Annotated in this window: 19 protein-coding genes and 1 pseudogene; 10 read left to right on the top strand and 10 right to left on the bottom strand. The window is 62.8% G+C overall.

Translation table 11 applies throughout. The annotated features are described in order from the left end of the window. Nucleotides 1-205: 205 nt before the first annotated feature. Entirely contained in the window at nucleotides 206-1,261 is a 1,056-nt protein-coding gene (locus NKH03_RS30970; protein WP_352867699.1) for a sugar phosphate isomerase/epimerase family protein, read from the bottom strand. A gap of 390 nt (nucleotides 1,262-1,651) precedes the next feature. Between NKH03_RS30970 and NKH03_RS30965 the strand changes: the two genes are divergently transcribed. Genes NKH03_RS30965 through NKH03_RS30945 form a run of 5 tightly spaced genes read left to right on the top strand, consistent with a single transcriptional unit; the run spans nucleotide 1,652 to nucleotide 5,902 of the window. Further along, nucleotides 1,652-2,539 (top strand): sugar phosphate isomerase/epimerase family protein, encoded by an 888-nt coding sequence (locus tag NKH03_RS30965; RefSeq protein ID WP_352867701.1) that lies wholly within the window; start codon nucleotides 1,652-1,654, stop codon nucleotides 2,537-2,539. Nucleotides 2,540-2,599: 60 nt separating this feature from the next. Beyond that, nucleotides 2,600-3,769 (top strand): mandelate racemase/muconate lactonizing enzyme family protein, encoded by a 1,170-nt coding sequence (locus NKH03_RS30960; protein ID WP_352867703.1) that lies wholly within the window; start codon nucleotides 2,600-2,602, stop codon nucleotides 3,767-3,769. Between the two features lie 2 nt (nucleotides 3,770-3,771). After that, nucleotides 3,772-4,488, top strand: coding sequence for a FadR/GntR family transcriptional regulator (locus NKH03_RS30955; RefSeq protein WP_352867705.1), 717 nt, complete (start codon nucleotides 3,772-3,774; stop codon nucleotides 4,486-4,488). A 5-nt stretch (nucleotides 4,489-4,493) separates the two neighbouring features. After that, complete coding sequence (locus NKH03_RS30950; protein WP_352972670.1) at nucleotides 4,494-5,474, top strand: hydroxyacid dehydrogenase; 981 nt, start codon at nucleotides 4,494-4,496, stop codon at nucleotides 5,472-5,474. A 41-nt stretch (nucleotides 5,475-5,515) separates the two neighbouring features. Further along, nucleotides 5,516-5,902, top strand: coding sequence for a hypothetical protein (locus NKH03_RS30945; protein ID WP_352972669.1), 387 nt, complete (start codon nucleotides 5,516-5,518; stop codon nucleotides 5,900-5,902). 19 nt (nucleotides 5,903-5,921) lie between these two features. Here the strand turns inward: NKH03_RS30945 and NKH03_RS30940 are convergent. Beyond that, nucleotides 5,922-7,216, bottom strand: a pseudogene (locus NKH03_RS30940) (amidase). A gap of 116 nt (nucleotides 7,217-7,332) precedes the next feature. Between NKH03_RS30940 and NKH03_RS30935 the strand changes: the two are divergent. Further along, nucleotides 7,333-7,680 carry a GFA family protein gene (locus NKH03_RS30935; RefSeq protein WP_352972667.1) on the top strand — a complete coding sequence of 116 codons (348 nt, stop codon included), beginning with the start codon at nucleotides 7,333-7,335 and terminating at the stop codon, nucleotides 7,678-7,680. A gap of 128 nt (nucleotides 7,681-7,808) precedes the next feature. Here the strand turns inward: NKH03_RS30935 and NKH03_RS30930 are convergent, their stop codons facing one another. Then, nucleotides 7,809-9,023: an MFS transporter gene (locus NKH03_RS30930; RefSeq protein ID WP_352972666.1), complete on the bottom strand. Its 1,215-nt coding sequence runs from the start codon at nucleotides 9,021-9,023 to the stop codon at nucleotides 7,809-7,811. A 91-nt stretch (nucleotides 9,024-9,114) separates the two neighbouring features. On the opposite strand from NKH03_RS30930, the gene NKH03_RS30925 reads away from it, so the two are divergent. Continuing rightward, the gene (locus tag NKH03_RS30925) at nucleotides 9,115-10,098 is read left to right on the top strand and encodes an AraC family transcriptional regulator (protein WP_352879099.1); all 984 of its coding nucleotides are present in this window, start codon (nucleotides 9,115-9,117) and stop codon (nucleotides 10,096-10,098) included. A 30-nt stretch (nucleotides 10,099-10,128) separates the two neighbouring features. On the opposite strand, the gene NKH03_RS30920 is transcribed toward NKH03_RS30925, so the two are convergent. The 7 genes from NKH03_RS30920 to NKH03_RS30890 form a co-directional block, all read right to left on the bottom strand. After that, a complete protein-coding gene (locus NKH03_RS30920; protein WP_352972665.1) occupies nucleotides 10,129-11,232 on the bottom strand; it encodes an ABC transporter ATP-binding protein in 1,104 nt (367 codons plus the stop codon). Then, nucleotides 11,232-12,335 carry an ABC transporter ATP-binding protein gene (locus tag NKH03_RS30915; RefSeq protein ID WP_352972664.1) on the bottom strand — a complete coding sequence of 368 codons (1,104 nt, stop codon included), beginning with the start codon at nucleotides 12,333-12,335 and terminating at the stop codon, nucleotides 11,232-11,234. Before NKH03_RS30915 ends, NKH03_RS30920 begins: the two co-directional genes overlap by 1 nt. After that, the gene (locus tag NKH03_RS30910) at nucleotides 12,332-12,553 is read right to left on the bottom strand and encodes a hypothetical protein (RefSeq protein ID WP_352972663.1); all 222 of its coding nucleotides are present in this window, start codon (nucleotides 12,551-12,553) and stop codon (nucleotides 12,332-12,334) included. The genes NKH03_RS30915 and NKH03_RS30910 overlap by 4 nt, the downstream gene beginning before the upstream one ends. Beyond that, nucleotides 12,550-13,509 (bottom strand): carbohydrate ABC transporter permease, encoded by a 960-nt coding sequence (locus tag NKH03_RS30905; protein WP_352867721.1) that lies wholly within the window; start codon nucleotides 13,507-13,509, stop codon nucleotides 12,550-12,552. The genes NKH03_RS30910 and NKH03_RS30905 overlap by 4 nt, the downstream gene beginning before the upstream one ends. A gap of 1 nt (nucleotide 13,510) precedes the next feature. Further along, the gene (locus tag NKH03_RS30900) at nucleotides 13,511-14,416 is read right to left on the bottom strand and encodes a carbohydrate ABC transporter permease (RefSeq protein WP_352867722.1); all 906 of its coding nucleotides are present in this window, start codon (nucleotides 14,414-14,416) and stop codon (nucleotides 13,511-13,513) included. 66 nt (nucleotides 14,417-14,482) lie between these two features. Continuing rightward, the gene (locus NKH03_RS30895) at nucleotides 14,483-15,799 is read right to left on the bottom strand and encodes an ABC transporter substrate-binding protein (protein WP_352867723.1); all 1,317 of its coding nucleotides are present in this window, start codon (nucleotides 15,797-15,799) and stop codon (nucleotides 14,483-14,485) included. A gap of 359 nt (nucleotides 15,800-16,158) precedes the next feature. Beyond that, a complete protein-coding gene (locus NKH03_RS30890) occupies nucleotides 16,159-16,854 on the bottom strand; it encodes a TetR/AcrR family transcriptional regulator (protein WP_352972662.1) in 696 nt (231 codons plus the stop codon). Between the two features lie 107 nt (nucleotides 16,855-16,961). Here NKH03_RS30890 and NKH03_RS30885 point away from each other — a divergent pair, with 107 nt between their 5' ends. The 3 genes from NKH03_RS30885 to NKH03_RS30875 are packed head-to-tail and all read left to right on the top strand — an operon-like array spanning nucleotide 16,962 to nucleotide 19,453. Beyond that, nucleotides 16,962-18,158, top strand: a complete 1,197-nt coding sequence (locus NKH03_RS30885) for a Tm-1-like ATP-binding domain-containing protein (RefSeq protein ID WP_352972661.1) — start codon at nucleotides 16,962-16,964, stop codon at nucleotides 18,156-18,158. 11 nt (nucleotides 18,159-18,169) lie between these two features. Continuing rightward, complete coding sequence (locus NKH03_RS30880) at nucleotides 18,170-19,030, top strand: phosphoenolpyruvate hydrolase family protein (RefSeq protein ID WP_352972660.1); 861 nt, start codon at nucleotides 18,170-18,172, stop codon at nucleotides 19,028-19,030. Nucleotides 19,031-19,036: 6 nt separating this feature from the next. Beyond that, on the top strand, nucleotides 19,037-19,453 hold the full coding sequence (locus NKH03_RS30875) for a cupin domain-containing protein (RefSeq protein WP_352867731.1): 417 nt from the start codon (nucleotides 19,037-19,039) through the stop codon (nucleotides 19,451-19,453). The last annotated feature ends 272 nt before the right edge of the window (nucleotides 19,454-19,725 follow it).

Raw genomic sequence — 19,725 nt, 5'->3', positions numbered from 1 at the left:
ACGATTCAACCGCATCAAGCCATTTTCCGCCTTCGCTTCTTCACACTTGACCACAGCACGAAGCAAATGTGTGCGCACGCTAGCCTTGAGGGGAGGTCGATCCGCGAAGCGGATCGGGTGGGGTCGCCGGGCGTAGAGCGCGGCATGGACCGACCCCACCCGGCCCTTCGGGCCACCCTCCCCTCAAGGGGGAGGGAAACCAGCGTTAAATTCCCATCATGCCGCGCAGCACTTTCTTGTCCGTAGCGCCGCCGGCGAAATCGTCGAATGCCTTCTCCGTCACCCGGATGATGTGATGCTGGATGAAGGGTGCGCCCTCGGCCGCGCCGTCCTCGGGATGTTTAAGACAGCACTCCCACTCCAGCACCGCCCAGGAATCATAATTGTATTGCGTCAGCTTGGAGAAAATGCCGCCGAAATCCACCTGCCCGTCGCCCAGCGACCGGAAGCGGCCGGCGCGGTTGGTCCAACTCTGATAGCCGGAATAGACGCCTTGCCGGCCGGTCGGATTGAACTCGGCGTCCTTGACGTGGAACGCCTTGATGCGCTCGTGATAGATGTCGATGAATTCGAGATAGTCGAGCTGCTGAAGCAGGAAGTGCGACGGATCGTAGTTGATGTTGCAGCGTCCGTGGCCGCCGACCGCGTCGAGGAACATCTCGAAGGTCGCACCGTCGAACACATCCTCGCCCGGATGGATCTCGTAGCCGACATCGACGCCATTGTCCTCATAGACATCGAGGATCGGCTTCCAGCGCTTGCCGAGTTCGGCGAAGGCTTCATCGATCAGCCCGGCCGGCCGCTGCGGCCAGGGGTAGAGGTAAGGAAAGGCCAACGCTCCGGAGAAGCTCACCGAGGCCTTGAGGCCGAGGTTCTTCGACGCCTTGGCGCCGAATGTCATCTGTTCGACCGCCCATTCCTGCCGCGCTTTCGGATTGTTGTGCACCGAAGCCGGCGCAAAACCGTCGAACTGCGCATCATAGGCCGGATGCACCGCCACCAATTGCCCCTGCAGATGCGTCGACAGTTCGGTGATCTCGACGCCGGCGTCCGCGCAGATGCCCTTAACTTCGTCGCAATAGGTCTTGGAAGAGGCCGCCTTCTTGAGATCGAACAGCCGCGCGTCCCAGGTCGGGATCTGCACGCCCTTGTAGCCGAGACCGGCCGCCCATTTGGTGATCGACGCCAGTGAATTGAACGGCGCGGCATCGCCCGCGAACTGCGCCAGAAACAGTCCAGGGCCCTTCATTGTCGTCGGCATCGGCATCCTCCCTCATTTTAATCGCGACCGAGCATAGCGCCGATTGGAAGCAGGGCCAGCCCACTTTGGTCTCTTCACGTCGGGCGCATCGTGTACGCCGCAATTCTGGTATTACCAAATGAGGGAATTTGGTCAAGCCTCGCAATGCACCGCCGGAGTCCTTTGGATAGGCGAAACGCAGGCATATACATCAATACAATCAATGAAGTAATCCGTATCGGAAGTTGCCTTCCCGCGCTTCTTGCCGTCCAGAAGAATTTGCTGTAGACCTCCCTTCAGGCCCAATTGGTCGAACCAGTTTGCGAGAAAAGGCTGGGGATGCCTTGGGGAGGAGCCCTTGCGTCGCCTTCGGCGATGCATGTTGCAGGCGATTTTTGGGAAGGACAGACGATGCATCTTTCGACGCACAACTGGATGCGCGCGGAGCCCCTGGAGACGACGCTCAAGCGCATCAAGAAATTCGGCTATGAGTCGATCGAGATTTCCGGCGAGCCCGAGCAATACAAGACCAAGGAGACACGGGCGCTGCTGAAGGAGCATGGCATCCGCTGCTGGGGCGCGGTGACCTTGATGCTGGGCGAACGCAACCTCGCCGCCAGGAACCAGGGCCAGCGCGAGCGCTCCGTTCAGTATGTCAAGGACGTGCTGACGATGGTCAGCGAACTCGACGGCGAGATCATCACGCTGGTTCCGGCGACAGTCGGCAAGGTCGTGCCCGATGGCACCGAGGAAGAGGAATGGAAGTGGGTTGTCGACGCGACCCGTGAATGCTTCACCCACGCCAAGAAAGTCGGCGTCAAGATTGCGGTCGAACCGCTCAACCGCTTCGAAACCTACCTGTTCAATCGCGGCGCCCAGGCGCTCGCGCTGGCCGACGCGGTCAGCCCCGAATGCGGTGTCTGCCTCGACGCGTACCATATCCACATGGAGGAGTTTAACGTTCACGACGCGATCCGCCAGGTTGGCAAGCGCCTGTTCGACTTCCATGTCGCCGACAACAACCGCTTTGCCGCCGGTCTCGGCCAGATCGACTGGCCGAAGATCGTCGCCACGCTGAGAGAGGTCGGTTACGACGGCGCGCTGACCAACGAGTTCGTTGCGCCCGTCGACCGGACGCCGGCCGCACCCTATCCCGACATGGTCGAGCGCCACCCGGTCGATATCTCGCCCGAGCAGCTGAAGTTCATCCAGGACCACGGCTCCAGCGTGCTGACTGAGAAATTCTACACCGACCAGATGCGCATCACCGCCGAAACGTTGCTGCCGCTGATCAAGTAGTCGACTGCCTCTAGGGAATTTGCCCTTCCGCCCTGACCGGCGGCAGGGCTGGGGAAGAATATGCGCGTCAAGACGGTCCAAGCCTGGTGGGTCCGCATCCCGATCGAAGCCGCTCGGCAACACCGCAGCGACTTCGGCCAGGTGACGACCTTCGACGCCGCCATCCTGCGCATCGAAACCGATGACGGGCTGGTCGGCTGGGGCGAAGGCAAGAACGCCGCAGGCAGCGCCGGCAGCTATGGCGCGCTTGTTCACATGCTGAACCATGAGGTCGGACCGCAGCTGATCGGCCGCGATCCGGCCGACATCGGCGTCATCTGGGAGATGCTCTACAATGGCGTGCGCCACGACGGCGCCGCGCGCGCCGGCCACGCTATGCCGCAGCTGGCGCGGCGCGGCATGAGCATCGCCGCCATCAGCGCCGTCGACATCGCGCTGTGGGACATTCTCGGCAAATCGCTTGGGGTTCCGGTCTGGCGGCTGCTGGGTGGCCGCAAGCTGGATCGCATGCCGGCCTATGCCTCCGGCGGCTGGGCGGCCGCCGACGCCATCGGCGAGCAGTTGAAATCCTATATCGCCCAGGGTGGCTTCAAGGCACTGAAGATGCGGGTCGGCGCCATGGACGGCGCGGCACACATTTCCGCCGCGCGTGTCCGTGCCGCACGGCAGGCGCTCGGCCCCGATGTCGAGCTGATGGTCGACGCGCACGGCACCTATACGGTGGCGGAAGCCAAGCGCTTCATCCACCTCGTCAGCGACCTCGATCTCGCCTGGTTCGAGGAGCCTGTTGTCGCCGACGACAAGCCCGGCATGGCTGAAGTGCGGGCATCGGGCGCCGTCCCCATCGCCACCGGCGAAAGCGAGGCGACACGCTACGCCTTCCGCGACCTCGCCGTGCTCAAGGCGGCCGACATCTTCCAGCCCGATCCGGCCTTCTGCGGCGGCATCAGCGAGGCGATGAAGATCGGCACCATAGCCAGCGCCTTCAACCTGCGCTTTGCGCCGCATCTGTGGGCCGGCGCGCCCTGTTTCTTCGCTGGACTGCATGTCTGCGCCGCCTCCCCGTCGAGTTTCACCGTCGAATACTCGCTTGGCGCCAACCCGATGATCCACGATCTGATCGAAGAGACTGTCGAAGCCAAGGACGGTATGATAGCGATCCCCGAAAAGCCGGGTCTGGGATTCACCATTTCGGAACGGTTCCTGGAGGCGCACGCGCAACGCGGTTGACGATGAAAGAAAAGAACCTTCTCGCGGAACTCGCCGCCTACCTGTTCTCCCATTCGGACAAGGAGACCGGCCGAACGCCATCGGAGCGCGAACTGGCGGAGCATTTCGGCGTCAGCCGCGGCCAGATCCGCGAGGCGCTCGCCATCCTCGAGGCCATGCGCATCGTCGAGCGTCGCGCCAAGTCCGGCATCTACATCGACACCAAGCAGGCCAGCGTCGAGGCGATGGCGCTTTTTGCCCGCGCGGGCCTGCCGCTCGACCCGATCCAGATCTACGAGACGGTCGAACTGCGCAAGATCCACGAGATCAAGGCCGCCGAGCTTGCCTGTTCGCGCGCCACCGAGGAGAATTTCGAGCGGCTGCGCGAAATCCTGAAAGCTTCGGAAGAGCGCATCGCGGCGGGCGAAGGCCTGGCTAGGGAGGACCGCGAATTCCACCTCGAGATCGTACGCGCCACCAAAAACAGCGTCTTCCATAATGTGTGCAGCGTCTATTACATGATGGGCGAACAGCGCCTGCCCATCTATTTCAACGACCCGGAGCGCAATGTGCGCTCGCATGCCGAGCACATCCAGATCTATGAGGCGCTGCTGCGCCGCGACGGAAATCTCGCCCAGGCGCTGATGAGCGCTCACCTGCAGGGTGCCGAGAGCTACTGGAAGGGCCTGATCGAGGGCCATGGCGAGGAACCGCAAAGCCCGGCGCTCGAAAAAGCCTGACCGACATGGCCCGTATCCTTACGACACACCCGCTACACCCGCGCGCCTCGGCCATGCTGGCCGGCGCCGGCGAACTCGTCGTCGCTTCCGCCATCGATCCAGCCACGCTGGCCGCCGAGGCGAGGAATGCCGACATCGTCATCGTCCGCGCGCCGCTGCCGCCGGCGCTGTTCGAGGGTGCCTGGAAGCTGCGAGCGGCGATCCGCCATGGCGCCGGGCTCGACATGATCCCGATGGAAGCTGCGACCGCCGCCGGCGTGCTAGTGGCGAACGTGCCGGCCGTCAACGCGCGCTCGGTGGCGGAACACGTCATGTTCGCGGCGCTCGCCCTGCTTCGCAACTTCCGCGTCGTCGACCGTGACCTGCGGGCAAAAGGCTGGCTCGCCGGCCGCGAACATGCCAACGCCAACAGCGAGCTTGCCGGCAAGACGATCGGCATCGTCGGCCTCGGCGCCGTCGGCCAGGCGGTCGGCCATATCGCCGCGCACGGCTTCGACCTGAAGGTGGTGGCGACGACGCGCAGCATGCAGCCCGCGCTGGAGAAGGTCGGCTTCCTGTCGATCGACGCCCTGGTCGAGCAGAGCGACATCATCGTTCTGTGCTGCCCGCTGACGCCGGAGACGCGCGGCCTGATCAACCGCGAGCGGATCGCGCGCATGAAGCCGCATGCGTTGCTGATCAACGTCTCGCGCGGACCGGTCGTCGACGACGACGCTCTGATCGAAGCCTTGCGGAAACGTCGTATAGGCGGAGCCGCGCTCGACGTGTTTTCGACGCAGCCGCTGTCGTCAAATCATCCTTATTTCGGCTTCGACAATGTCATCATCACCCCGCACATGGCCGGCATCACGGAGGAATCGATGATGCGCATGGGCGTCGGCGCGGCGGGCGAGGCGTTGCTCGTGCTGGCCAACAAACTGCCGGCCAACCTGCGCAATCCCGAAGTGGTCGATCACTACCGGCGGCGGTTTCCGGCGAGCGTGTAACACATCGCGGTTTCGCCCCAATTCTCGGCAACGCTGAGCCCATGTTCACTCTGCGCTTCGCGTCTCTGGTTGTTGCTTCTTCGCTCTGCACCTTGCCGTCGCTCGCCGCGACCGAGAGCAGCTACGTCTATTGCGATAACGGGCTGCGCTGTTTCAAGGCGCCGTGCCCATCGAACAGCGCGCTTGACCTTGGCACTGGCACGATCATCAAGGGCGTGTCGATCGACCCCAGCGGATTGCCGCAGGCCGACAAGGCGATAACGGATCTCTCCGACGCGCTTTATGCCGGAAAGATCGTTGTCAGGGGATCGATCGAGCACCGCACCCAGACCATCACCGGCAAGGAATACAACCTCCCCTGGCTGGTCGCCACCCGCATCGTACGGACCGCCAAGGATAGCGAACGCAAGCACTGTTCGTCGCCCTGATAGTCAGTTCAGTCCTGGGTCACGAGCCAAGCAGCGTCTCAATTTCAGCAGCAATCCGCAGCAGGCGCCGGTCATGCCCGTTGCGCGCCACCAGCATCAATCCGGCAGGCAGCGCCGTGCCTGGCATCGGCAGCGAAATCGCACAAAGGTCGAACTGGTTGGCGACCTGCGTGTTGCGCAGCAGCAGGCCTTCGATGCGGTCGCGCAACGCGGCATCCTCGGTCATCGAAACGATGGTCGGCGCCATCACCGGTGTGGTCGGCAAGGCCAGCACATCGACCGATGCCAGCCGCTCGTCCATGGCGGCGGCGAGTGCTGCACGGCGGCGCATTGCCCTGATATAGACCGGGGTCGGCAGCATTGCCGCCCGCGCCAAAGGCCCGCTGACATGTGGGTCGACCGGCACCGATGCCCCTGTCGCCAGCCAGTCGGCATGGATTTCGGCGCCTTCCATCGCTGCTATCGAGCCGCGCTTGGTGGCCGCGCGCATCTCTCTAAGCAGATCGTCGATCGACAGGACCTCGACCCGCGCGCCTGTCTGCTCGATCTTGCCAAGGCATTGGTCGAACGCGGTCACCACCGCGCCTTCGTCTCTTCGAAAAGGATGCCACGCGGGATGCCAATTCGAAGCCCTGCAAGGGCAATCGGCGCCAGCGCGGTCGGCACCTCGCCGGCCATCACGGCGTCGGCAGCCGCACACCGAGCGACGGTCCGAGCCAGCGGCCCGATCGAGTCCAGCGTGGCGGACAACGGGAAGGCACCAGTCAGCGGTACACGCCGCGCTGTCGGCTTGAAGCCGACGACACCGTTGAGCGATGCCGGAATGCGAATCGAACCGCCGGTGTCGGAACCGATGGATATCTCACTCGTCCCCTCACCGACCGAGACGCCAGCACCCGAGGAGGAACCACCGGGAATACGGCTGGCGTCGACGGCATTGCCGGGCGTGCCAAAATGCTGGTTGTCACCGATCGCGGTGAAGGCGAATTCGGTCATGTTGGTCTTGCCGATGATGACCGCGCCAGCCTGCCGCAGCCGGCCGACAATCGCGGCATCGCGCAGCGCAGGCGCGGCGGTCTTGAGCATCAGCGAGCCAGCCGTGGTCGCCTCGCCGACGACATCGAACAGATCCTTGATCGAGACAATGGTGCCGTCGAGCGGTCCGAGCTTCACACCTGCCCGCTTGCGGGCATCGCTGGCATCAGCCGCGGCCCGTGCGGCCTCGGCATAGAGCTTCGTGAACACGCACTCTTCACCGGCACGGGCGGCAAGGCGCGCGAGGATGATTTCCAGATGATCCCGGACTGATTGCATTTCGGTGTCGGACTCCGGACGCTTTGAACGTCCTTGGGTAGCGGCGCGGCGTGGCTTGCCGAGACTTAACCCGGCGCAGGCCGTTTTGCACCCCGTCGAATGCGAGGAAAAATCCGATGCTCTACAAAGGCAGCTGTCACTGCGGCAAGGTCGCCTTCGAGTTCGAAGCCGGACTGACCGGCGCCGTACGATGCAATTGCTCTATCTGCTCGCGCAAGGGCGCCCTGTTGTGCGCCATCCCGCACGAGACCTTGCAGGTCCTGGCCTGGGGCGACGATCTCGGCACCTACACATTCGGCAACCATGCCATAGCACACCGCTTCTGCCGCAGCTGCGGCATTCATCCCTTCGCCGAGGACGTCCGCGAAGGCGGTGAGCGCAGTGCCTACATCAATCTCCACTGTGTCGCCGATCTGGACTCGTCCACCTTGCAGGTTTTCGACTTCGACGGTCGCGCGATCTGAGCCGGCCAGTGGCGGCCTATGTCGAGGGCGGCTTCGTCACCGCCATCACAACGGCAGCGGCCCGAAAACCGTGATGGTTATGGGGCCGATGCGCAGCGTCGGGGGAGCTTAGTCCTGCCAATAGGAAGCTACTCGGCGCGATTTGGGCCGCGCAGGAACACCACGATGGCCGCCAGCAGCGTCGCTGCCCCGCAATAGGCGAAGGCGCTGGCGACGCCGGCATGATCGACCAGCAGGCCACCGAAGACAGCGCCGAGCGCAATCGCCACCTGGAAGGTCGCCACCATCAGTCCGCCGGCGCTTTCAGCCTGATCGGGCGCGGCCCTTACCAGCCAGCTCTGCAGCCCGACCGGAACCGCGCCGAAGGCAAAGCCCCAGATCGCAACGGCGGCGGCGGCGACCATGGGCGAAGCTCCAAAAATCAGCATCGAGGCGGCGGCAAGTGCAATCAGCAAGGGCGCCAGAGCGACGGCTGCCTTGAGGCTGCGTTCGGCCAGGATGCCGCCGGCGACATTGCCGAAGAAGCCGCCAATACCGTAGGCCAGCAGCACCAGCGAGATCGTCTCGATGCTGAGCACGGGGACCTTCTCGAGGAAGGGACGGACATAGGTGAAGCCGGCAAAGTGTCCCGAGGCGACCAGCAGCACGACGAGCAGTGCGATCCTGATGGAGGGGCGCTCCAGCACCTCCAGCAAGGTGCGGAAGCTCGCCACACCCACCGGCGGCAGCTTCGGAATGGTGGCCAACTGCACCAGCAGCGCCAGGGCGGCAACGACGGTCGCGATCATGAAGGCCGTGCGCCAGCCCCAGATGTCGCCGACATAGGCGCCGACCGGCGCCGCGCAGACGGTCGCCAGCGAAACGCCGGTCAGGATGATCGACATGGCGCGTGGCATCAGCCGCATCGGCACCAGCCGCAGCGCCATGGCGGCCGACATCGCCCAGAAGCCGCCGAGCGCGACGCCGAGCGCGACGCGGGCGAGCAGAAGCATGGTGAGCGATGAGGCAAAGGTGGCCAGGAGATTGGACAGGATCAGGAACACCGTCAGCATCCACATCACCAGCCTGCGGTCCATACGCCTGGTAATGATCGCCATGGTGGGTGCGGCAATGGCGCCAACGATCGCGGTCGCGGTCACCGCCTGTCCGGCCACGCCTTCGCTGACGCCCAGATCGCGCGCCATCGGCGTCAACAGGCTGGCGGGCAGAAATTCAGCCGTCACCAGACCAAACACCCCAAGTGCCAGCGAGACCACGGCACCCCAGGCCGGTTCGGTTCGTTCGTCGGAGTCTGTGGGGTTCAGAAGAGCAGCGTCGACGACGCCTGTCGCGGGTTCGGCCATGGTCAGTCTCCGAGTTGTTTGCAGCGCAGCATTTGACTGCAATGCAACATAGGGAGTGACCGTCTGGAGTTTCCATGCTAGAAACCCCATTATGCTTGATCATTCGTCCAAAATTCCCATCACCGGCGACCCGCTGACAGACATCTTGCGCGGCTTGCGGCTAGATGGCGTCGAATATGGCCGCTTCGAACTGAAGGAGCCCTGGGGTATCCAGTTCCCAGCCCAGCCAGCGGCGCGGTTTCATTTCATCGGCCGCAAAGGTTGCTGGCTGAAGCAGCCGTCCGGTGAATGGGTGGAGCTCAATGCTGGCGACGCGGTGCTGCTGCCGCGCGGTGCGGCGCACGTGCTGGCCAGTGAGCCCGGCGCCCAGGCCTGGCCGATCCACGGCTACGAAGTCGAGGAGGTCTGCAAGGACGTCTACTGCATGTCGAACGAAGGCATGTCGGAATGTTGCCGGCCGGGAACCTTGCTGTTTTGCGCCAGCATGTACTTCAATCTTGACGGCTTGCATCCCCTGCTCGGCATGATGCCGGATGTAATGCGCACGCATGAGCTGGGAGCTTACGAGCCGGGCATTCCGCATCTCCTGGAATCGATGGCGCGTGAAGTGACGATGGAGCGCGTCGGCTCTGGCGGCATCCTGGCTCGGCTGGCTGACGTGCTTGCCGCCACCGTCATACGCTCATGGGTCGAGCGTGGCTGCGGCGACTCGTCCGGCTGGATCGCCGCGGTCAGGGACCGCGAAATCGGCCGCGTGCTGGCCGCCATCCATCTCGAGCCGAACCACGACTGGACGGTTGAGTCCCTGGCCCGGATGATGGGCGCCTCGCGATCGGGATTTGCGGAGCGCTTCGCCACCATCGTTGGAGAAACGCCGGCAAAATATGTCACCCAGGTCAGGATGCATCAGGCGAGACAGTGGCTGATCCGCGACCGGATGAAAATCTCCGTCGTTGCCGCGCGTCTCGGTTACGAATCGGATGCCGCCTTCAGCCGCGCCTTCAAGCGAGTCATCGGCTCGGCGCCCAGCCACCTTCGCGCCGAGGAACAGGCTGCTATCCGCCAGGCCGGCTGAGCCGACCTCCACGCCTGCTTCAGCTGGAGTTCACACAGCGTGCCGCAAGCTGACGCCGCTGCCCTTGTCGAACAGCACCACCTTGTCCGGGTTCCAGGCAAAGCGCACCGATTGCTCGATCGCGACATCGGTCCTGGCCGGCACGGTGGCGCGCAAGGTGGCGTCGCCAACCCGCAGCGTCAGGATCTTTTCGACGCCATGGTTCTCGACGTCATGGACGCGCGCTTCGACCGGTGCGCCGCTCTCGAGATAAACGTCCTCGGGACGAACACCGAAGACGAGCGGGCGACCGTCGGTCGCCGCACCCGCCTTTAGCCCCCAAGAAGTCTTGGCACCCCCCGAAAAAGGCAGTTCAAAATTCAGCGGCGCCATCACCGCACGGCCGTTCACAAGCCTTCCGTCGATGAGGTTCATCGGCGGCGAGCCGACGAAGCTCGCCACATAGGTATCGCGCGGATTGTTGTAGATCTCGTGCGGCGTACCCGTCTGCACGATGCGGCCATGATTGAGCACGCCGACCTTGTCGCCCATCGACATCGCCTCGATCTGGTCATGGGTGACGAACAGGAAGGTGGCGCCGAGTTGCATCTGCAGGTTCTTCAGTTCCGTGCGCAGCGCCTCGCGCAGCTTGGCGTCCAGCGCCGACAGCGGCTCGTCCATCAGGAACACGCGCGGCTTGCGCACGATGGCGCGGCCGATGGAGACGCGCTGCATCTCGCCGCCTGACAGCTTGTCGGTCTTGCGGTCGAGCAGATGCTCGATCCGCAGCGTGCGGGCGGCACGGTCGACGCGATCCTTGATCTCGGCCTCGGGCAGCCGGCGGATCTTAGGCTTCAGCGGGAACTCAAGATTTTCGCGGACGGTATAGCGCGGATAGAGCGAGTATTGCTGCAGCACCAGCGCCACGTCACGCTCAGCCGCACCCCAGTCGGCCACATCGACGCCGTCAATGAAGACCTGGCCTTCGCTCGGCTTCTCCAGCCCGGCGATCAGCCGCAGCGTGGTCGTCTTGCCTGCACCCGTTTCGCCCAGCAGCACGAAGAACTCGCCATCGGCGATATCGAGATCGAGCCCGGTCAAGGCGGTGTGGTTGCCGAAGGTCTTCGAGATGTTTTTCAGCTGGATATGGGCCATCACAATCTCACTTCCAGCGACTTGCCGCTTGCCGTGTCGAAGAAATGCGCCTGGGCCGGATCGATCCTGGCGAACACCTTCTCGCCGGGACCGCTGACGAACCCGCTCTTGGTGCGCGCGCGCAGCATCTTGGAGCCGACTTTGAGGTCGACGATGTCGAAGGAGCCGAGCGGCTCGACAATCTGCGTCTCGACCTGCAGGAACCCCTCGGCGGCATCGCGGCGGATGAGGACGCCTTCCGGCCGGATGCCGAGCGCAAGCTGCCCGCCGGCATGGCCATTGAGCTTCGACAGCAGCGCCCGCGGGAATTCGAAGCCGGCGGCAGCCCCGCCGACCGTCACCAAGACCGAGGATGCGGTCTCCGCTACCGCGGCATCGGCGACATTCATCACTGGACTGCCGACAAATTGCGCCACGAACAGGTTTGCCGGGTGCGAATAGACTTCGTCCGGCGAACCGACCTGCTGCAGCACGCCTTCATGCATGATGACGATGCGGTCGGCGAGGCTCATGGCCTCGATCTGGTCGTGCGTGACATAGATGGTGGTCGAGCCCTGCTTGATGTGCAGCCGCTTGATCTCGGCCCGCATTTCTTCACGCAACTTGGCATCGAGCGCGCCGATCGGTTCGTCCATCAGCATCGCCTTAGGCCGCCGCACCAGGGCCCGACCGATAGCGACGCGCTGCATGTCGCCCCCCGAAAGCGCCGACGGCTTCTTGTCGAGCAGGTCCAGGATCTGCAGCGTCTTGGCGACCGAGCGCACCTCCGAGTCGATCTCCGCCTTGCTCTTGCGCGTGGCGCGCAAGGGGAAGGCGATGTTCTCATAGGCGCTCATATGCGGGTAGAGCGAGAACGACTGAAAGACCATGGCGATGTCGCGGTCGGCGGCCTTCAGATGCTGGATCGGTTTGCCGTCGATGAGGATGTCGCCCTCGTCGATCGTTTCCAGTCCGGCGATGGCGCGCAGCGTCGTCGTCTTGCCGCAGCCCGATTGGCCGAGCAGAACGATGAACTCGTTGTCGTTGATCTTCAGGTTGAGGTCCTTGATGACCTGGACTGCGCCGAAAAATTTCTGGACGCCGCGAAGCTCGATCTGGGTCAATGCTGTGCTCCCGGATTTCGCATCTGTCCGGTGCCGGCCTTCTCCTCCGGGGCGATCTTCGAGGTGATGTTGAAGCCGATCAGCCCGATCAGGATGATGGTCAGGCCATAGGTGTGCAACGCCAGGTTCCAAGGCTGGCAGAGCGCGACGATGCCGAGCACCATCAGCACTTGCGAACCGGGCTCCAGATATTTCTGATTGATGGCACGAAAGCTCATTTGCGGATTGCTCCGAAGGACATGCCGCGCAGCAGATGGTTGCGGAGCAGGAAGGTGAAGATGGCGACCGGCAGCAGGAACAGGAAGGTTCCGGCGGCAATCACCGTCCAGTCCGGCAGGCCGGAGCCGACCTGGCTGGGGATGAACGGCGGCGCTGTCTGGGCACGGCGGCTGGTCATGATCAGCGCGAAGGCATATTCGTTCCACGCGGTGATGAAGCAGAACACGGCGGTGGCGGCGATGCCGGTGGCGGCCTCCGGCAGCACTATCTTGAAGAAAGCCTCCATGCGCGTGTAGCCGTCGACGAGGGCTGCCTCTTCATACTCTTTCGGTATCTCGTCCATGAAGCCCTTCATCAGCCACACCGAGAACGACAGGTTGAAGGCGGTATAGAGGATGATCAGGCCGACATGGGAATCATTCAGGCCGACCGCCCGGTACATCAGGAACATCGGGATCGCCACCACGACCGGCGGCAGCATGCGGGTCGACAGGATGAAGAAGAGCAGGTCCGCCTCGCCCTTCACCTTGAAACGCGAGAAACCATAGGCGGTGAACGTGCCCATGCCGACCGCCAGCACAGTTGAGGTGATGGCGATGATTAGCGAGTTCAGGAAACGGCTCGGATATCCCGACCATTGCACCTGGCCCTTGCCATCACGCACGATCTTTTCACCACCGTCGAAGACGACGCGCTCCCACCAGGGGGCGGCTGCATACTCCTCGGGCGACGCCGGGTTGCGCATCTGCGAACGCTTGGTGAACAGCTTGACGAAAGGCGATATTTCCGGCTGGAAGACGACCGTCGGCGGGATGGTGGTGGCGAGATTGCGCGGCTTGAATGCCGTCGAGGCAATCCAGTAGATCGGCGCCAGGAAGATGATCGTCACCAACAGAACGGCGACGATGGCGACACGGTTGAAGCCGATTTCGGAAGAAGTGCGGACGGCAGCCATCTCAGCGCTCCTTCACCTTGTTGAGGTATTTGACGTAGATGTTGGTGATCGCCAGCACCATGATCAGCACGATGTAGGCGAGTGCGCAGGAGCGCCCGGTCTGCCATTCCTGGAACGCCATCTTGTAAAGCCGGATCGAGATCAGTTCGGCCGTCGGCTGGCTGGTCAGGATGTAGGCGAGATCGAAGGTCTTGAATGCTTCCATGGTGCGGAAAATGACGGCGATCATCAGGATCGGCGCAACCAGCGGCAGTGTGATGCGAAAGAAGGTGTAGAACGACCCGGCCCTGTCGATCGCCGCCGCTTCGTAGAGATGTTTCGGAACCGCCGAGAGGCCAGCCAGCGACAAAAGCATGACGAAGGGCGACCACATCCAGATGTCGGTCAGCGCAACCGCATAGAGCGCCATTTTCGGATCCGACAGCCATTCGAAGGTGCCGAGGCCGAGCGCATAGTTGATGATGCCGAAAGACGGATCGTAGAGCAGTTTCCAAAACAGGCCGACGACCGCCATCGACAGCATCATCGGCAAAAGCAGAAGCGTCGTCAGCAGACCTTTGAGCGGAATGTCGCGGTTAAGCAGCATGGCGACGCCGAAGCCGACGACCAGCTGGCCAACGACCGAGATGATGACGTATTTCGCGGTGGTGGCGAAATTGGACCAGACATAGGGGTCGTTGAGCAGGTCGCGATAGTTCTGCAGCCCGACGAAATTTGCCGGCGCGTTGGTCGACGCCCGGAAATCGGTGAAGGAATAGCCGAGCGAATAGATCAGCGGAAAGATGTTGAAGACGATCAGGAACAGGACCGTCGGGATGATGAAGAGGTTGCGGATCGAAATGTCGCTGAGGCCGCGCGCGGCCGCCCTTGAAGACCTGTCGAGCGTGGTGATCATAGTGGTCGCCAAGACCCTGCTCCCGTTACAAAAAAGAAACGGAGGAGGCACCGACGCCCCCTCCGTGAGACCTGCTTGTTACTGACCGCGGCCGTATTTCTTGAAGGTCGCGTTCCAATCGGCCGCCAGGGCGTCCAGCGTTTCCTTGGCGGTGCCTTCGCCGCCGATCATGTAGGGATAGACGCGCTGGTTGAGCTGCTGCAGCAGTTCGGCATATTCCGGCACCGCCCAGAAGTCCTTCACCTTGAACATGGTCTCGTAGAAGGCCTTGTTATACGGCGTGGCGTTCTGGAATTCAGGCGACTTGAGCACGGCGGCACTGCAGGTGTAGCCGCCAAGCGCTGCCCACTTCTTCTGGGTCTCGTCCTTGATGAACCATTCCAGGAACTTGATCGCCTCGTCCTGCTTCTGCGAGTAGGACACGATCGAGATGCCTTGCCCACCGAGTGCGGCGAACTGGTCGCCGTTCGGGCCGGGAGGATTGGCGAAGAAGCCGGTGTTCTTGGCGTTCGGGTTCGACGCTTCGTTGATCAGCGACGGGAAGAACGCAAAGTAGTTCATGCTCATCGCGGCCAGGCCTTCGGTGATCGCCTGGTTGTCTTCGACGAAGAACGACTTGGCCCAGCCTGGAGGCGTGAACTTGTAGAGCTCCTTGTAGGCGTCGAGCGCTGCGACCGCCTTGTCGGAGTTGATGAAGCCATCGACCTTGTAGGTCTTATAATCACCCAGTTCGCCACCGTAGGAGAACAGCGCGTTCTCGAAGCCCATCGCCATCGCATCGTAGGAATTGTCCGTGTAGATGGCGATGCCGTATTTTTTCTGGTCCGGCCGGTAGAAGAACTCGGCGATGTCGCGCAGCGCCTTGAAATCCTTCGGCACGTCGAGATCGTAGCCATACTTGGCCTTGAAGGCTTCCTTTTCCTTCGGATCCTCGAACCAGTCCTTGCGATAGGACCAGCCGACGGCGTCGCCTTCGAGCGGGATGGCCCAGTACTTGCTGCTGCCGCCCGGATATTCGGCGTAGTACTTCACCGTCGCCGGCGCCATCACGTCGCCGACCTTGTGCTTGTTGAAGAAGTCGGTCAGGTCGACATAGTGGCCACCGGTCGAGCCGGCACCGAGCCATTGCGAGTCGCCGACGACCATATCATAGGCGTCACCATGCGCGTTGAACTCGGTGAAGGCCTTGGTCTGGAAGTCGGGCCACGGTGTGGTTTCCACCGTGATCTTGACGCCGGTTTCCTTCTCGTACTCGTTGCCGAGTTCCTGCAGATAGTTGGCCGGATCCCATTCCGCCCAGAAGATGGTGAGTGACTTTTCCTGCGCGTAAACGGACGTTCCGCAGGCAAGCGTTAAGCCGATACCAGCAAGTACGCTGGTCACAAACTTGCGCATAATGATTTCCTCCCTTGTGCGCATTCTACCTTATCGTTCGAGCCGGCAACCGGGCCGACCCTGGTAGTTCCTCCCGTGATCGCACTTTTCCGGCTTCGAGCCTCCTCGCCCTGCCGGAAAATGGATCGCAACCCTCACTTTCGATCCGCTTTTCTTACCTGATCTGGTATTACCAATTCTGCACGCACGTCAAGTCCTTTCTTGGCGGCTCGACTTGGCCATTGCTATCGGATTTTAGGTTTATCTGACTGTTTTACCAAGATTTTCCTACTCAGTGATACACGCATGCGTTGCTCCCTACCCCGCACTGCGGCTAATATCAGCAGTCGGCATGCCAATCTGGTCGAACCAGATGGGCGCTATTTCGCGACTGCCATTGGATCGATGTCGCCGCCGTCACCGATCGATTCCGCGACCGCCGCACGCACCAGCGCCCCCGCCGCCCATTGCGCGACCGACATCGTCCGGCGACTGTCCAACCCCCAGATATCTTTGAGCACGATCAGCACCTCGACGCCGAAGATCAGCGACAGCGCCTGCGCCAGCCGCTTGAATTCGCGCGGCGGCAAACGGCCCTTGAGCGGCGCGATCGCCTCTTTCAGCAACTCGATGCGGTGGCCGCGCGTGAAAGCCGGCTCACCGTCCAGCGTGCCGGCCTGACGCCGTGCCCATTGATCGAGCGACAGCTTCAGTGCTGCCTTGAACGTCGCCTCGAAGGCCTCGATGCGCGGCATGGCCGTGTCGAACAGGTCGGCGACCCTGCGCTCCGCATCCATCGACGTCGACTGCCAAGTGAGGATTGGCCCCAGCCCCTCATCGACGACAGCCTGGACCAGTACCGCCTGGCTCGGGAAATAACGATAGGCGGTTGCACGGGAAACCTGTGCTGCCTCGGCGACCTCGCTGATCGACGGCGTGACGCCCGCCTGCATCAGCCTTGTTGCTGTCTCCAGCATCAGCCGTTTCGTGCGCGCGCGAGGTCCACGCTCTGGCACTGGGCCGCTTCCCCGCTCGGTATCGTCGCTCGCCGTGAATTGTTGACGTGAGACATCCATATCAATACGATATGCCAGTCTCAAAAATTTGCAATGGCCTTCGCATCGTCGAGCAGCCGGGCAATGAGTGGGGGCAGCATCGCGCCCGCCTGGATCGGGGAACCGCAATGAAGCGTATCTACGTGGTAGGCACCGCCGACACCAAGGGCGAGGAACTCGCATTCCTGGCCGATGCGATTGCCGCGACCGGTGCCGCCGTTTCCCGCGTCGATGTCGGAACGCGCGACGCAACTGTTCCCGTCGACATCACCGCAAAGGAAATTGCCGGCCATCACCCCGGCGGCGGCGACGCCGTGCTCGGCGGCAATGACCGCGGCGCCGCGGTCGCCGCGATGGGCATCGCCTTTGCCCGCTTTGCCCAATCGCGAAACGATATTGCCGCCATGATCGGCATTGGCGGTGGCGGCGGCACCTCGATCATCACGTCGGGCATGCGTGCCCTGCCGCTCGGCCTGCCCAAGATCATGGTTTCGACGCTCGCCTCCGGCGATACCGCACCTTACGTCGACGTTTCCGACATCATCATGATGCCTGCGGTGACCGACATGGCCGGACTGAATGGGCTGTCCCGCGTCGTCCTGCACAATGCCGCCCAGGCGATATCGGGCATAGCGGCAAGGCCGGCGCCACCACCCGACGGCAAACCGTCCATCGGCCTCACCATGTTCGGCGTCACCACGCCTTGCGTGACCGCCATCGCAGACCAGCTTCGTTCGACCTATGACTGCATGGTCTTCCACGCCACCGGCACCGGCGGCCGCAGCATGGAGAAGCTGGCCGACAGCGGCCTGCTGTCCGGCGTCATCGACATAACAACGACCGAAGTCTGCGATCTGCTGTTCGGCGGCGTCCTTCCGGCGACCGAGGATCGTTTTGGCGCCATCGCCCGCACCAGGCTGCCCTATGTCGGTTCGGTCGGCGCGCTCGATATGGTCAACTTCTGGGCACCGTCGACCATTCCGGAGCACCATCGCGGTCGGCTGTTCTATGAACACAATCCCAACGTCACGCTGATGCGCACCACGGCGCAGGAATGCCGCGCGATCGGCGAATGGATCGGCGCCAGGCTCGCCCTCTGCGAGGGGCCGGTGCATTTTCTCGTTCCGGAAAAGGGCGTCTCGGCGCTCGACATCGAAGGCGGCGCCTTCTTTGATCCGGAAGCCGACGCCGTCCTGTTCGAAGCCATCGAGCGCACCATCCGGCCAAACAGCACGCGCCGCGTCACGCGCCTGCCGCTGCACATCAACGACCCCGAATTCGCCAAGGCCGCGGTCGCGGCTTTTCTCGACATCGCCAGACAGTGAGATTCAAAAAGATGCCCGCCATACCGCGCAAGGACATATTGAAGAAATTCAGGGGAATGATCGAGAAGGGCGTGCCGATCGTCGGCGGCGGCGCCGGCACCGGCCTATCGGCCAAGGCCGAGGAAGCGGGCGGCATCGACCTCATCATCATCTACAATTCCGGTCGCTACCGGATGGCCGGCCGCGGCTCGGCCGCTGGCCTCCTTGCCTATGGTAATGCCAACGAGATCGTCAAGGAGATGGCCTACGAGGTGCTGCCGGTGGTCAAGAAGACGCCGGTGCTGGCCGGCGTCAACGGCACCGATCCCTTCGTCATCATGCCGCGGCTCTTGGCCGAGTTGAAGACGATGGGCTTTTCCGGCGTGCAGAATTTTCCGACCATCGGCCTGTTCGACGGCCAGATGCGGCAAAGCTTCGAGGAGACCGGCATGGGATTCGGGCTCGAGGTCGACATGATCGGCGAGGCGCACAAGCTCGACCTGTTGACCACCCCCTATGTCTTCAATCCGGACGAAGCCCGCGCCATGACCAAGGCCGGCGCCGATATCGTCGTCGCCCATATGGGCGTGACCACAGGCGGCTCGATCGGCGCCACTTCGGCCAAGTCGCTCGACCACTGCGTCGTCGAGATCGACGCCATCGCCAACGCCGCGCGATCGGTGCGCAAGGATGTCATCCTGCTTTGCCATGGCGGCCCGATCTCGATGCCGGACGACGCCCGCTACATCCTCGACCGCTGCAAGGGCCTGCACGGCTTCTATGGCGCCAGCTCGATGGAACGGCTGCCGGCCGAGGCGGCGATTGCCAAACAGACCGCCGATTTCAAGGCGGTCACACTTGGTGACGGGAAGACCCCGAAGAAGAAGGGATGATGAGAGATGACCGACAAGAACAAAATGTTTGTTTATCCGAAGGACGTCAGCGCCTTCGGCTTCGACTGGGGCAGGCTCGCGCTGACGGTCGCGCCCGAGGTCAATGGCGCGTCCCGCTTTTCCGGTGGTGTCGTCGACCTGCCATCCGGCGAGGGCCATACGCGCCACAACCACCCGGGCGCCGAGGAAATCATCTTCGTCATATCAGGTCATGGCGAGCAGATGGTCGAAGACGAGAAGGGCAATCCGGTGCTCGAGACAGTCGGCCCCGGCTGCACCATCTATGTGCCGGAAAGCCGATTTCATTCGACGCTGAACACCGGCGACGGGCCGATGCAGCTCTTCGTCGTCTATTCACCGGCTGGTCCGGAACTGGGTTTACGGGAACTGCCAGATTTCAGGCTGATCCCTGCGGGGCAATGATGAGCTTATTATAAGGTGGCGCCGCCCCTCATTGTCCTGCCGGACATTTCTCCCCGTATAGTGACGTATAGTGACGGGGAGAAAGACGCAGTCATCGGCGCTTTCGCCAATTTTCAACGCCGCAAAATAGGTGCCGAGGGCGCGGCTGCCCTCTTCTCCCCGTCACTATACGGGGAGAAGGTGCCGGTGTCCGAACCGGATAGATAGGTAACAGAATGGACTGATTAGATGGGTGACAGTTTTCTTCCTCGCCGGGAGGACCGGCGATGGTT

The organism is Mesorhizobium sp. M1406, from assembly GCF_040317555.1.
In the GTDB taxonomy this organism is placed as follows: Bacteria; Pseudomonadota; Alphaproteobacteria; order Rhizobiales; family Rhizobiaceae; genus Mesorhizobium.
The sequence above is the reverse complement of the archived record's forward strand: the minus strand, read 5'-3'. Positions and strand labels throughout refer to the sequence as shown.

Excerpts from the sequence above, each read along its gene's own strand:
- NKH03_RS30970 (WP_352867699.1), bottom strand. The coding sequence starts at position 1,261 with ATGCCGACGACAATGAAGGGCCCTGGACTGTTTCTGGCGCAGTTCGCG.
- NKH03_RS30965 (WP_352867701.1), top strand. The coding sequence starts at position 1,652 with ATGCATCTTTCGACGCACAACTGGATGCGCGCGGAGCCCCTGGAGACG.
- NKH03_RS30960 (WP_352867703.1), top strand. The coding sequence starts at position 2,600 with ATGCGCGTCAAGACGGTCCAAGCCTGGTGGGTCCGCATCCCGATCGAA.
- NKH03_RS30955 (WP_352867705.1), top strand. The coding sequence starts at position 3,772 with ATGAAAGAAAAGAACCTTCTCGCGGAACTCGCCGCCTACCTGTTCTCC.
- NKH03_RS30950 (WP_352972670.1), top strand. The coding sequence starts at position 4,494 with ATGGCCCGTATCCTTACGACACACCCGCTACACCCGCGCGCCTCGGCC.
- NKH03_RS30945 (WP_352972669.1), top strand. The coding sequence starts at position 5,516 with ATGTTCACTCTGCGCTTCGCGTCTCTGGTTGTTGCTTCTTCGCTCTGC.
- NKH03_RS30935 (WP_352972667.1), top strand. The coding sequence starts at position 7,333 with ATGCTCTACAAAGGCAGCTGTCACTGCGGCAAGGTCGCCTTCGAGTTC.
- NKH03_RS30930 (WP_352972666.1), bottom strand. The coding sequence starts at position 9,023 with ATGGCCGAACCCGCGACAGGCGTCGTCGACGCTGCTCTTCTGAACCCC.
- NKH03_RS30925 (WP_352879099.1), top strand. The coding sequence starts at position 9,115 with ATGCTTGATCATTCGTCCAAAATTCCCATCACCGGCGACCCGCTGACA.
- NKH03_RS30920 (WP_352972665.1), bottom strand. The coding sequence starts at position 11,232 with ATGGCCCATATCCAGCTGAAAAACATCTCGAAGACCTTCGGCAACCAC.
- NKH03_RS30910 (WP_352972663.1), bottom strand. The coding sequence starts at position 12,553 with ATGAGCTTTCGTGCCATCAATCAGAAATATCTGGAGCCCGGTTCGCAA.
- NKH03_RS30905 (WP_352867721.1), bottom strand. The coding sequence starts at position 13,509 with ATGGCTGCCGTCCGCACTTCTTCCGAAATCGGCTTCAACCGTGTCGCC.
- NKH03_RS30895 (WP_352867723.1), bottom strand. The coding sequence starts at position 15,799 with ATGCGCAAGTTTGTGACCAGCGTACTTGCTGGTATCGGCTTAACGCTT.
- NKH03_RS30890 (WP_352972662.1), bottom strand. The coding sequence starts at position 16,854 with ATGGATGTCTCACGTCAACAATTCACGGCGAGCGACGATACCGAGCGG.
- NKH03_RS30885 (WP_352972661.1), top strand. The coding sequence starts at position 16,962 with ATGAAGCGTATCTACGTGGTAGGCACCGCCGACACCAAGGGCGAGGAA.
- NKH03_RS30880 (WP_352972660.1), top strand. The coding sequence starts at position 18,170 with ATGCCCGCCATACCGCGCAAGGACATATTGAAGAAATTCAGGGGAATG.
- NKH03_RS30875 (WP_352867731.1), top strand. The coding sequence starts at position 19,037 with ATGACCGACAAGAACAAAATGTTTGTTTATCCGAAGGACGTCAGCGCC.